The sequence below is a fragment of the Empedobacter sp. GD03797 genome (assembly GCF_029842105.1).
GTDB lineage: Bacteria > Bacteroidota > Bacteroidia > Flavobacteriales > Weeksellaceae > Empedobacter > Empedobacter falsenii_C.
In genome coordinates, this window is record NZ_JAOCFS010000012.1 from 1 (window position 1) to 14,234 (window position 14,234).

Annotated in this window: 10 protein-coding genes; 2 read left to right on the forward strand and 8 right to left on the reverse strand. The window is 29.1% G+C overall.

The window, feature by feature from the left end; translation table 11 throughout:
- From N5D90_RS09485 to N5D90_RS09520, 8 genes are all read right to left on the reverse strand, one after another.
- The coding region (locus tag N5D90_RS09485) for a LytTR family DNA-binding domain-containing protein (RefSeq protein ID WP_280062295.1) at window positions 1-380 on the reverse strand (380 nt) is incomplete at its 3' end.
- Window positions 381-406: 26 nt separating this feature from the next.
- A complete protein-coding gene (locus N5D90_RS09490) occupies window positions 407-1,450 on the reverse strand; it encodes a sensor histidine kinase (RefSeq protein ID WP_280062296.1) in 1,044 nt (347 codons plus the stop codon).
- An 80-nt stretch (window positions 1,451-1,530) separates the two neighbouring features.
- Complete coding sequence (locus tag N5D90_RS09495; protein ID WP_280062297.1) at window positions 1,531-2,121, reverse strand: porin family protein; 591 nt, start codon at window positions 2,119-2,121, stop codon at window positions 1,531-1,533.
- 207 nt (window positions 2,122-2,328) lie between these two features.
- Window positions 2,329-3,195, reverse strand: coding sequence for a DMT family transporter (locus N5D90_RS09500; protein WP_280062298.1), 867 nt, complete (start codon window positions 3,193-3,195; stop codon window positions 2,329-2,331).
- A 1,060-nt stretch (window positions 3,196-4,255) separates the two neighbouring features.
- Complete coding sequence (locus N5D90_RS09505) at window positions 4,256-5,407, reverse strand: cytochrome-c peroxidase (protein ID WP_280062299.1); 1,152 nt, start codon at window positions 5,405-5,407, stop codon at window positions 4,256-4,258.
- Between the two features lie 6 nt (window positions 5,408-5,413).
- Window positions 5,414-6,847 (reverse strand): DUF6850 family outer membrane beta-barrel protein, encoded by a 1,434-nt coding sequence (locus tag N5D90_RS09510; protein ID WP_280062300.1) that lies wholly within the window; start codon window positions 6,845-6,847, stop codon window positions 5,414-5,416.
- Between the two features lie 108 nt (window positions 6,848-6,955).
- The gene (locus N5D90_RS09515; protein WP_280062301.1) at window positions 6,956-8,182 is read right to left on the reverse strand and encodes a DUF4876 domain-containing protein; all 1,227 of its coding nucleotides are present in this window, start codon (window positions 8,180-8,182) and stop codon (window positions 6,956-6,958) included.
- A gap of 20 nt (window positions 8,183-8,202) precedes the next feature.
- Window positions 8,203-10,977: a TonB-dependent siderophore receptor gene (locus N5D90_RS09520; RefSeq protein WP_280062302.1), complete on the reverse strand. Its 2,775-nt coding sequence runs from the start codon at window positions 10,975-10,977 to the stop codon at window positions 8,203-8,205.
- A gap of 1,029 nt (window positions 10,978-12,006) precedes the next feature.
- Between N5D90_RS09520 and N5D90_RS09525 the strand changes: the two genes are divergently transcribed.
- Together N5D90_RS09525 and N5D90_RS09530 are read left to right on the forward strand one after the other, a co-directional pair.
- Window positions 12,007-12,396, forward strand: coding sequence for a hypothetical protein (locus N5D90_RS09525; protein ID WP_038336715.1), 390 nt, complete (start codon window positions 12,007-12,009; stop codon window positions 12,394-12,396).
- Window positions 12,397-12,713: 317 nt separating this feature from the next.
- Entirely contained in the window at window positions 12,714-14,210 is a 1,497-nt protein-coding gene (locus tag N5D90_RS09530; protein ID WP_038336714.1) for a hypothetical protein, read from the forward strand.
- Window positions 14,211-14,234: the final 24 nt, after the last annotated feature.

A 14,234-nucleotide genomic window follows, 5' to 3' on the forward strand; every position in this document is an offset into this window, starting at 1 on the left:
ATAGTCCCATGTTTTATTTTTTCGTTAAGTACAAATGTTTGATAAGCTTTATTAATCGCTTGATAAAATCGGTTGAATGCAATTGGTTTGAGTAAATAATCAACGACTTGCAATCGAAATCCTTCAAGCGCATATTCGGAATAAGCGGTAGTGAAAATACAAAGTGGTGGATTTTCGATTTGTTCCAAAAATTCGAGACCAGAAAGATAAGGCATATTAATATCCAAGAAAATTAGATCAATTGTGCTTTCTGTAACATATGTAGTTGCTTCTAGAGCTGTTGAACATGTTTGTATAATTTCTAGAAAATCAATTTGCTCCGCCATATCTTTGATATGCTGACGAGCCAAAGGTTCATCATCAATAATCAAACATTTCATTTTTCTTGAAATTAGAGGTGTTGTAGTCATGTTGAAGATAAATTAATCGTTAAATCGACTTTATATAATTGTCCATTTTCTGTAATATTTAATTGATGAGCAGCAGGATAAATTAAATTTAGTCTCTTTTTTACATTTTGTAATCCAATTCCACCTACATGTTTAGATTGAATAGGAATTTTAGCATATGTATTTTCGATACTCAAATGAACTTGATTGTTATTTTCGCTGCAATTTATTTTGATAAATCCTTTATAATCAAGAACTCTACTTACATATTTAAAAGCATTTTCTATAAAAGGCACCAATAACAAAGGAGCAATCATCGCTTTTTTATTCATTATTGCGAATGAAGTGAAAACATCAATTTCATTTCCCCAACGTAATTTTTCTACATCTATCAAATCTTTTAAATACTGAATTTCATTCTCTAATATGACTTCGTTTTTGTTGCATTCATAAAGTTGATAACGTAAAATATCCGAGAATTTGAGTAGTAAGAATGATGCCAATTCGGTATCTTTTTTTAATAAAATATGAATATGATTCAATATATTAAACATCACATGAGGATTGACTTGATCTTGTAATAATTTGAGTTGATTTTCTAAATGATCTTGTTGAAGTAATATATGATCACGCTCAATTTTTCCATGTTCTTGATAGAAACGAATTCCACAAGCTGTACCAATTATTAATAAAGATGCAGGTATAGAAAGATAAAATCCTTTCCACAATATAGGAATGTGATCAGAAAAATGAATTGGTAAAGGTTCTTTTGAGCTAACACTGATATAGGTAAAAACAAAAGAGTTAAAAATAGACAATGTCAAAATAAAGAAAATTGAAAGAATCAAAAACTGTTTCATTTCCTTCTTTTGCAATGCTTTTGGAAGTAATTTTTCTGTAAGATAATAGGTTAATATAATCGAATAAAATAATATTGCAATCGTTTGTAGTAAGGCATCGTATTTTGAATCATTTGCTTGGAAGTTAAGCCAAAGTGTAATGCCCAATACAATCCAGAAAATGGTAATGAAAAGATGCTTTTTAAAGAATTTAAAATTCATTGTATTTAAAGTAAATTAAAAAAAATAAAAGAAACCACAATAGGTATTGCAGTTTCTAAAATTAAGTATTGTTATTCGAATTAAAACAAAAAGTAGCCAATTCCAATCGAAAAACTTTTAGGTTTTGATTTGAAATTTTTACTCACATTGGATAAACTATTTTCATAGCTAAAGTCAATCGATAATCGCTGAATATCGAATCCTAATCCTGCGATTAAACTAATCGATGATTTATCAAATTTAGAAAAAGCTTGTTTGATGTCATCTGCTCCAGTAATTTCTTTTCCGAAAGAATAACTATAAAGTCCACCTGTAAAAGCACGTAAATTAAATTCGTTTGTATTTACAATTTTATATCCTATTGTGACAGGAATATCAATAGAATTCCAACTTAGTTTCGAGCTTTCAGTCTCTCCTTCAAAACTAGTTTTTCTTTTATTAAACAACGTTTCTCCTTGTAAATAAGCACTTCCTAAATCTAATCTAGCCATTGCACCAGCTTGATATCCGAAACTGTATTTTCCTTCAAAACTTTCTGTAGAAGAGATATTGGTTAAATTTCCACCAGCCTTTATACCCAAATGGATTGGTAATGATGTCTGAGCTTTTACATGTATTGAACATGAGATACAAGACAATAATAAACCGAATAGAACAATTTGTTTTTTCATTATACGAATTTTTATATTTCTGAGACAAAACAACGAGGAAGTTTTTGATGTAAAAATTCAATTTGATGAATGGTAGATTACCATAGATATATGGATGATGTAAGCTTATAAAAGTAAATACTGAATCCTTAAATTGACTGAATTAAAACAAAATTTATTTCCTTTAAAATCTTATTATTCTAAATTGAACTGCAAGAGGTTTTAAAATTATTTGTTTCTAAGTGAAATAAATGTTTGTAGAACTACAGAGAGTATCACAAAAAATAATCCAACATAAAACGAAATATTCACTTGTTTTCCTTCGTCAAAGAACCAAAATGCTATTATTATCGCATATATAGGTTCTAGATTAAGACTTAGATTAATCGTAAAAGCAGACAACTTTTTTAATATTTCAGTGATTGAAACATACACTCCTACTGTGCAAAAAAGAGCCAGTATAATTAAATAGAATGTATCTTTTTTTACAGGAAAAATATTTTCTACAGGAAAGAAATACAAATAGGCAGGCAATAAAACGCCTAGTCCAATTGTTCCTCCAATCATTTGGTAATAATTGATAAGCTTAGTATCGTAGCAAATTGTCAACTTTTCATTATAAATGGTATAAAGCGAAGCAAACAAAGGCGAAATAATACCCAATACTATTCCTATCCGATAAGAGGCATCAAAACTAAAAATCAAGCTAATTCCAAATAAAGTCAATAAACTTAAGAGTAATTCTGATAATTTGAATTTCTTTTTATTGATAATAGGTTCAAGAATAGCTGTAAAAAAACTTGCCATACAATAACATACAACGCCAATTGAGATGTTGGAATATTTGATACTTCCATAAAATAAAACCCAAGAGAACGTAATGAATATACCAACTTTGGCTATTTTAAATTTTTCTTTTAGGCTAAATTTGGTATTAATCTTAAACAGTTTTACAATAAAAAATAAGATGATTGCAGAGAAAAATACTCTGTACCATGTTAACAAACCTTCGTTCAAAGAAATAAGCTTTCCGAATACACCTGAAAAGCCGAGTAATATCACACTAAGATGTAATAATAAATATGAATTTTTCATAAAGAATTGTCTCTCCATTCCTTTTTTCGAGAAATGAGAATTTATAATATTAATTGAGAATTTGAGGCACAGCGAAACAACCGACTAAATTAGCCAGCGCTGTACTTCTTTAAAATCTTGAAGTAATATTAAGCTCTTGGAGGAGGAAGACAACCTAGTCTGTTCATATCTTGTTATTGTAGTTGTAAATATACTAAATCATTTATAGGAAAGCGAAACTATTTATTGCCATTGGCTGCTGTTTTATATTTCGTTATTTATCGTCTAAGTCTTTGATACAATGTTTTGCAAATGCCATTCTATACATCTAAAATTGTAAATCAAAAATCTGTAATGTTCACTTTATCCTCAATCTTAGACTTAATACATTTTACAACCCTCTCAATACTAATATCTCATATCTAACACTCATCTCTACACTCCCCTTGCCTCTCTCGAGAGGGGAATTATCCCCTTGAGAGGATTATAGGGGCGGTTTTTTTTACGTTTTATGGTCTATGCTTAACGTTTTATGTATTTTTTAGTTTTACGTGATACGTATTAAGTTTTACGTTTTTATTCTTATAAACATTCTAATTCATTTTTAATAACGAATTTTATCATTCTAGAGCTGTCGAAGAATCGCATCCAACATGTTATCTTAAGGTATTGAGGAATTTTCTTTCATTTTTTGAGCGCAAAAAACGAAACAAAAAACGCTTGTCTTTGATTTTCGACGGTCAAAATTAGTTTCAGTCATTCAATGTTTTAAATCATTTGCTACGCAAACAGTAAAACATTTTAATCATGACTTGCAACTTTTTGACACTCGCCTCCAAATCATATGACATTTTCTTCATCCTTTTTCAATATTCAAATTCGCTTTTAACAACGGGTTTTGTCATTCTGAGCCTGTCGAAGAACCGCATCCAAATTTGTTATTCTTAAGACTTATAATACAACGTTTTGCAAACGTCACTCGACTTAAAAAAAGAGAAACTGAAATGATTACATTGTTTCATTGCTTTTCATTCATAAGTTTTGTTACAACTTATTACTTAAAACTACTTAGAAAAAATATTTATTCAAGAGGAAATTTCGGACGATCCATTTTAAATTTAGAACCATTTAAGGCTTCTAAAAAAGATTTCAAGGCAGTTTTTTCCTCTTTTGTCAAGTTCAAAGGTTGCAGTAGTTGGTCTGTATATGGATATAAAGGATCAGCCGCTTTTTTTTCTGGAGTAGGATCTATCATGTGCATTCCGCTGTTGTATACATTAATCAATCCGTCTAAATCATCAAAAAATCCGTTATGCATCCATGGTCTGGTATTTAATAAATCACGTAAAGATGGCGTTTTAAATTTCCCAACATCATCTGCATTTTTTGTAATTTCATATCGTCCCAAGTCTTGAAACTTTCGCTTATAATATGTCAATCCAATATTATGAAAAGATTCGTCTGTTAAGTATTTTCCATTATGACAATTCATACAGCGTGCTTTTGTGCGAAACAAATGCATGCCGTAAATCTCCTGATCTGATAAAGCTTTATAATCTCCATCTATAAAACGATCAAATCGACTGGGTTGACTTTTTATGGTTTTTTGAAAACTTGCAAGTGCTTTTGCTATTCTTTCATTTGTTATAGTTTCGTCATCAAAAGCATCTTTAAAAAGTTTTTTATAACCTTTGTATTGATTTATTTTTTCTGATAATTTACTTAGATCCATATCCATTTCATGGAATGCTGATAATGGTCCACTAACCTGATCTTCTAATGTATTAGCGCGTCCATCCCAAAAGAAAGAAGTTCTTTCTCCTATATTGTACAAAGATTGAGTATTTCGAGTACCTTCTAAATGATTATTTCCTAAAGATACTTTTCTTCTATCTGTCCAACCCATTTCTGGATCATGACAAGAGCTACATGATATTTGATTAGAACCTGAAAGTTTAGGATCAAAAAACAACATTTTACCTAATATAACAATTGGTTGATCTTGTGTCACAAAATATGCTGAATCTCTTTTTATAGAACTAAATTCTTTCCATTCTACTCCTTTATCAATAGTTGGTTTAGGCCAAAAGCTGATATTCTTTTTATAACTTTCTACAATATCTTGGATTGTAGGATCCTGTAGATAGCTAAGATCATTTTTTACAATAGGGGCAAAACTTAGTAAAAAGTAAGAACAAAGTATGATGAAAGTAACAACTAGTTTTATTTTCATTTTATATTAGAATGTAATTCCTACCATAACAGTAGAAAAGTTATTATTTTTTGATTGAATTCTTGAATTACTAAATCCAGTCTCTACAAATAAAGCAGGTATTTTTTCTACTTTGATGTCATATCGTAAACTAGCTCCTATCGTTTGAATATCACTTGCTAAATAATTATAATCTTGATTAATCCAATTGTTCAAAAAAGATAAATCGATCGTTGCTAATGCATTTTTAGAAGAAGTGACAGATTTTATATCAAAAAATGGTCGAAAAATTAAAGCCTGATTATTTGCTATTTTATGTTTATAATCAACAATTAACCCAATTATTGAGTACTCAAATTTTTGTCCACTATATGGATTTATTCGCTGCTCTTTTATTTCTTGCATACGAAAATATGGCAGGGCTGATAAGCTAAATTTCTCTTTGTTTAGTGAGTATAATAACGAAAAACTAGTTATCGTCTCATCTCTTTTATACGACAATCGCTTGTAGATTTGTTCTAATAATTGTGTATTATTCGTATAACCATATTCTTTTCCTGTTGTTTGGTTGGACAAATAATTTAGTTTTACACCTAATCTATGATCAGCAATTTGGAAAAATTTTGCTCCTTCTACTTCAAAATAATCTTTATTCAAATCAGATAAGTCATAAAACCTATTGCTAGTTCCTTTATAACTTTTTAGCATATTAGATTGACCAATATGAGCCAAAATATAAAAATCCTTTCCTTCTTTATGATTAATTCCTCCACCAAACTTAAAACCATATTCTTCGTGAACTGTTGTTAATGAAGTTGTACCCCCACTGAATAGACTGTTGTAAAATCCAAACCCTGTCATTTGATACACTAATGACTGTCCTATTTTACTTGCAAACCTAACTTTACTATTTTGTAAATATCGTTCACCTTCAGCATATAATGAAACATCGAAATTACGGTAAAAAGCATATTTAAGTCCTATTTTCAAATTCAATTCTGAAGTCGTATTATTTATTCTAGGATCTCTAGCTCTAGCTCCCAATTGCGCATTATAACTGGCTTGAGCACCTAAGGTTACTTGATTAAATTTTTGAGCATAACCACCTGAAAACTGGTATTTTTCAATTTCTAAATCTCCTCCAACAGAATCGGATGAAATATATGGAGCTACTCGATCAAAATCTAAATTCTCATTATATTTTATACGTTTTGTTTTTAGATTTTGATAAGAAGCACTACCCCAAAGTACTTTATTTTTATTCAGTTTCTGATAAGAATTAGTAATCACACCAAATCCTTGTTTTTCTGATCCGTTTTGTTGTCGATATATTTTATCTTTTTGATTGTAATAATCCACATATAACTCTGAAAATGAAGAAGAACTATAATCCAGCATATTAGCTGGATTATAGAAAATATTTACTTTAAAATCTCTTTCAGAATCATATTGATTCTTCAAATTTTGAAAAAGTGAAAGACTGTCTTGTGCACTTACATAATTTGACGTAAACAAGATAATCAATAAAAAACGAAAGCTATTTAAAATTTTCAAAACAAATTATTTTAATTAATGAACAATTCCATTTTTTAAACTTGGTTCAGAGTTTTTGATAAAATCTACCGTAGAATTATTTGTGTCTTTATAAACATTTTTTCCATTTTCCATTTTTCCTAAAATGTTTCTACGAACAGATTTTCCTAAACGATTGGCATCATTCCAAAACTCTCCAATTCCTGTCCAACCTGCATCAATTGTAGGTGATGTCAAGATATGTAAAAACTTATCCGGTACACTATTATTCATTCCATCTACGATCCATGAGTTAGGGATTTCGTATGTATTTTTCTTTGTAATGTTACCTGCCGAATTAACATATTCATAACTATACTTATATTTTTCTAAGAAAGTCGTTGAACTTTCTCCTTCTGGAAAACGAGCAATTACATAAGATTCTACTCCACTACTATGTAAGAAAAACATATTGTAATTCATTTGCGAATAAACAACACTTACGTTAGGCACGCTAGGATTATCTACTTGCCCTAAAGCAGGATTTTCTGATGGAAACTCAAAATTCGCCTTGCTCAAATCAAAAGCTGTGCTCGTTATCGCATTATGATTGACAGCATTATCTGCAATTACAATAAAATCACCTGGTTGTACAGGATAATCTGTTCCATTTCCTGGTAATACCACTACTCCTTTTACTGCAAACGCTGTATTTGGATGATAAGGCGTAACGTTATTATCTACTTGCGTTAAGAATTCTGATTGCGCTAAAATTAATTTATCTGCATATAATACTTTATCCGTATTATTTGTGATTTTAAAATAACGGCTCGAATTATAATTTTTTCCTTCTGGTGTTTTAACTCCTGTATAAAAAGCCTCTTCGATAATAAAATCTTCATTAAACTGTTTTACAAACAATTCGATAGTTAGATTTTCTGCTGTATTCTTAACATCTATTGCTGATGAACCACCCACTTTTACCTCTTCATTAGCTGTTGTAACAACTGTACCATTCACTGTAACTTTATAAGATCCTTTAGGTAATTCTAGTGTATATGCGTTGGTACCATCTATTGTTTTAGTAGACGTTGCACCTGTATTTAATTCTTTTACTTCAACTTCTAAAGTTTTATATGTAGAAATATTTTCTCCTTTAAATGATAAAGTCAACGTACTATTTTGTACGATTTCTGTACCAAAATCATCATCATTAGAACATGATACCAATGTATAAGAAGCTGAAATAGCTAAAAAACTTAGTAATAAAACTCTTTTTTTCATATGTTTCTATTTAATATATTTTAAAAATTATAATTCATTTCAACACCAAAATAAGGTGTACTCTTATTTACCATCTCTACTTTTACATTATTAAAATAATAGGGATTTATATAGTTGTATATTTGATTCACAAACATTGAAGCTCGTAAAGCTTTGTAAATACTTTTTGTGACCTTAAAATTGACATTAATTGTATAACTTTTCTTTTCAGATAAAGGTTCTGAAGTTGCAATATTTCTTTCCAAATGCTGTTTGTATATATCCGTTTTATCAGCTTCTGTATAAGGTTTTACCATTCCGTCCAAATCAATATAATACGTTGGAAATGCGATAATTTTTTCTTTAATATTATGATCAAAAATAGAACCTTGTACAGATGCTGAAAATGTTAAGTCTAAACTTGGAATATACGTATCCATCATCAAGTTATAATTTAGATTTGAATTAGTATATGATTTATCATTTTCATAAATTCCTATATATGGGAAAGACCCTATGACTCCTCCTATAGACACACTTGGTTTTTCATAAATAGGAATATCATTGTAATATTTTGTTTTAAACCAAGCACCACTTAAGGTAAATCGTGTATTAATACCTTTGAAACGTGGTGTACTATACTGAAATTCTATACCTTCTTTATCCGTCACACTTCCGTTCTCTATCGTTGTAAAAGCTGAATGTTCTCTTACAATAGTGTATGGCACATTTGTTAAATCTGGTCCGTTTGCTGTCCAATTGTTAAGATCTACTTTCGTAGCATCATATTTTTTATATGAATTAACTCTGAAATTATTGAATGGTCGAAAACCATTGTTCATATTTTCTTTGTAATAGGTAATCGAGAAGTTATGTTTATTATAAGAAAAATCTGCTCTAACTTCTTGCTTAATATTTTTTGCTGCAGTTATATTTTTATTTTCTAATGATTGCACATACGTCATATAATTTATGTAACGATAACGTGCATCATCATGATAATAATTTAACTGAACATAGTCTGTAAACTGTTTATTAGGATATAAATAATAAGTTGTTGGTTGCTTATAAAACAATCCGTATCCTAATGTTAAATCAATTTGAAGTGGTTTTCCTGCAATCATAAATTGTGGTAATCCATACTGAAAATTAAGACGTGGTTCTGCAAAAACCTTATCGCTTATCGTATAAGATTTATCCACACCTAAAAGCTTACTTATACGTAAACCTCCATATAATGTAAATGAGTGTTTATTTAATTTATAATCGATACGATCTCCTATAAAAGCAGCAATATTTTGTGTTGCAGGAATATCACGAAATGCTCTAGGACGCGTAGTCATACTAGGAGATGGAGGCTGTGTAACATCATACACATCTCCTCTACCATTATTTTTGCTATAACGCCAATCTAATCCAAGTTCGTAAGTGTTAATTAAGCCTATAAAACTCTTTTTACCAGATGTTTGTAATTGCGCGTTCAAATCCAAAGGTTTACCATCTGTCATATAATCAGATACAAAACTAGTTGCTGCAAAAATCCCTACACTTTCTCCTTCTTCAGTTGATAATGGTAAGGCTCTTGGTCCCGAATATTGTATGAATTGTCTTTGTTCTATACGATCAAAACCTTGTCTAATAGATGTATTTAGAGTTACTAAATCAAAAAATGATTTTTTAGGAAGTTCGTATGTAAAATTATTTGTAACTGTAAATTTTCTTGTATAAGATTTATACCTATCTGTTGGTGCATAAGCATTATCTGGATCAATACTAACATTATCTAAAGTGCTAGAAAAATCTAAATTAGATCTCCATCTCAACGGATTATTCCATAATTTAGTTTTTAAATCAGATCGCAATGATGCTGTAACACGCTGATAATTCTCTTGATCATCGCTTGGATCTTCTTTCGCGTTTAGGAAATCGACAGATGTATTTAACTTCCAGTTATCGCGTAGACTAAATCCTTTACCTACATAATATTGTTTACTAAAACCATCTACTTTAACACGTGCTTGTAAAGGAGTTACACCTATTTTTCGTTCTATTTTAATTAATCCAGACGTCAAGTCACCATAAGCAGCCGACGGAATTCCTCGTATTATCTCTACTTTTTCTATGTCATTCGTCGAAATGCTTCGCATATCAATCCCTGTCGAAATCGTATTTCTACTTTTTGGAGCTGAAGAAAATGCAAGTTGATTTAACGAACGTTGCATATCCGAATTGGAATTGATAATATTGTCATCAACCATAAACTGTACTCCTAAAGACGATGTTTCATAACCACCTACAGTTGGTCTTTCAGAACTTTCTCTAATCAAAGCAACATTAGTCGTTGTAAGATTAGGTTGTTTGGCTAATCCACCAGGTAAAAGCTCCATCAAATCAGAAAAACTAGATGGTTGTAGATGTTCCATCGCTTTTCTATCTATTACAGATTTAGATGTCAATCCTTTGTCTTCTTTTGCAGTAAAAACAACTTCTTGTAAAGCAATTTCTTTAGAGACAAGCACATATGTTAACGTTCTGTTTTTGGTAAGATCTATGCTAACATTTTTATCTTCATATGCTATATGAGAAATTTTTAAACTATAATTACCAATTGGTAAAGTTATTTCGGCAACTCCATTTTTATCTGTTCGAATAGATTTACTATTGTTGATAATGACATTTACATCTTGTAATGCTATACTATCACTGTCTATTACATGTAATTTTAATTGCTGATTGATATTTTGAGCATTTGCATTTGCACTAAAAACTACAACTACAAGCACATATCTAAACTTCTCCAATAAATTACCTAACATTCTCTTCTCAAATTAGAGTGCGAATATAGAATTATTCTAAATAATTAACAATTTATTTAGACTAATTATTAATAAAGGCTGAAAAAAGGACCATTACATGAACAATTTTGTATTGATAGAATTTATCATTATTAAGATACTAGATTTCTCATCTGTTCTCACTTCTTCGGAATGACAACTCGGATTTTGTCATTCTAGGCTTGTCTCAGAATCTCATACTATACTTTCTAACCACAATAGAAATATAGATTTATTAAGTTCTACTTGATACGCTTAACATTTTACGTGTTTTTCTTTCTTGCTGTCACATTGAGTGGATTTCGTTTAATAGAAAAAGAAAATAGTATCTAATTTTCTTTTTTTCTTTTTTTCTTTTTTTCTTTAAACTTTTAACTTAATGCAAAATTTGATTTTCGACGATCAAAATTAGTTTCAGTCACTTAATGTTTTAAATAGAAATTTAGCGGGTTCAGAATTATTTATGAAACCAAATGATATGCTAAAATTTGGAAAATTGGTTTTGAATAAAGGGGAAATATGAAAATAATCAAATTGTTTCTTCAAAATGGATTGAGGAATTTACTTCTGAACAAGTAAAATTAGATTCTTGGGATGTTTTACCAAATGCAAATGGTTACGGCTATTATTGGTGACGAATAAAAACAAACGGACATCAAGTTTTTGTAGCAATTGGTTGTGAAGGACAAATGATTTGTATTATTCCCGATTTATAAATGGTAATTGTAACAACTTGTTTTCTTAATTATAAAAATAGAGGAAGAATAAAACCGAAAAGACTACACGATTTTATTGATGAAATAACGAAATAAAAAAGCCTGAAGGTAGTATTAATACTGGTTTTGATTAGATTGCTGTTTTTATCTAATACCTCAAAAGCTATCCATATTTGTATTTTTTGTAGCTTTACAAATAATGGAACAGCTTTGGCTTCGTTTGGCTCTGAATTGTATATTTGCTTAACTTAATCCGCACTTCGCCAATATTTCCATTTGAAAAACAAACGCAACAATGAAAGACAAATTCAGAAAAGCTGTAGAAAACAAAGACGAACAAGAACTTATTAAGTGTTTAAATTTTAACAATTTAGATAAGCTTGACAGCAATTGTTTCGAGTATCTTGAAAAAGCTCTAAAGGAAACTTGTCATAGTCAGCACGAAGATTTAGTCAACACAATTTACTTAGAAAATTTGAGAGACGATAGACTTGTTGAACCGATTTTAAATATTGCGATTGATAGAGAACATTTCCGATGGTATGATGATGAATTGGAGGCAACTTTGAGAAAATGTGTTCATGCGCTAAAAACAATTAACTCAGACATTTCTAATAGTGCTATAGAAAAATTAAAAGAATTAAATAATGAAAACGTAAAATATGTGCTTGAGATGTACAAATGAAACAGCATATAACAAGATAACTGTTCACAACTCCAATTTCAGGTACAAAAACACGGAATAGTATAAATAACAACCTTTTTAAAAGTGATTTTAAAGAGGTTGTTTATTTTACACAACATGGTATACAATATAATTTTATTTGTATATTTGAGTTAAATTTCACTAAATGAAAATATAGATGATTTACTACGAAAGTCACCGTATTTTACTTCGTTAAAAAAATATTGGTTGTAATATTTAAACAAAAATTTTGTTAATTATTTAGTATTATCCTTTATTTATTATTGTAAAAGTATTTTTTCACCTAATTTATAAGAATGCAGTATATTAAAATATTTCTTTTTTTTTCAATTGGCTTTTTGTTTTCTTGTTCAAACGACGACGATAAGTTAGATATAAAAGATGATGTAACAAAAGAAAATCTAGCTCCAAGAAACTTTGAGATAACAATTAAAGATGTGACACATTCTAGTGCTAAAATAATTTGGAATGCTGCAATCGACCCCGATAATGATCCTGTCAAATATGATATTTATCTAGAAAATGTTAAAATTTTTTCAGATATAAATAATTTGGAGGTTGAATTTCAAAATCTAGAAGAATTAAAAAATTACTCTGGTTATATAATAGCAAAAGACAGCCATGGTAATGAAACAAGAGAATATTTTAAATTTATAACTTTCAAATATTATCTTAAATTTATGAAAGATTATGATTATGGTCCAAGTAAATTTCATGGAGAATTATCATCAATTACCTTAACAGAGGATAATCATTATTTGGTTTCTGGCATATTCTCTCGTTCGGTATTCGTATTTAAAATTAATGCTGAAGGTGATTTAATTTGGAATAAATATTATACTTTTTCAGATCCAGATTTTTATCAAACATTAAATAAACCTGTTGAAATAATAAATTCTAATAATGGATCTATTTTTACTTACCAACACTATATAGTTCAATTAGATAAAGATGGAAATAAAATTTGGCAAAAAGATTTTAGAGAAATATACGGATACAATCAGTACATTTTATTAGAATCTTTAAAATATGATCAACAAAATAATTTGGTTGTTGTTGGAAATCATATGAGTTCAGAGTTTATGGATGACATAAAGGGTGTTGCAGTTAAATTTTCTCCAAATAAAAACATATTATGGCATAAGTCATACGAATTAGATTATTATAATAATATTTTAGATTTAGCATTTGATCAAAATAATAACATAATGATGTTTGGAGATACTCGCCTTGAAGATCAAAATGGCACATATTCTAATGCTAAATTTTGGTTGTTTAAAATTGATACGAATGGTAATAAAATATTCGAAAAAAAATTTGGTGATGGTTATTGTTTTCCAATAAAAATAATTAATACAAAGGATAACAATTTCATTATTCAAGGACATTGGTCGGGAGCTTATGACAAAAGATTTGATCTTATAAAAAAAATTGATCAAAGTGGTAATTTTATATGGGAACACACTTTCCAATCAGATGAAATTGTACAATTTTCGGTTACTGAATTATCAAATTCAGATATTTTGGTTACAGGTCAAGATTCTTATAATCGATCTATGGGATTCTCAAATATAAGATACATTAATTTATCTCCAGATGGTAAAAAGCTATGGCAAAAAACAATTGTTTTTGATTATTCATACACAGGAGGTGTTGATGTCTTAGCGACAGATGATGGTGGTTTTACTATGATTTCAGATTTTGTGAAGATAGATTATAATTATTACTCAATGTACCCTAATGCTAAAATTCTTTTATTAAAATCTGACCCTTTTGGAAAGATAACAATGTAAATTTATTTTAATAACGAATTAACA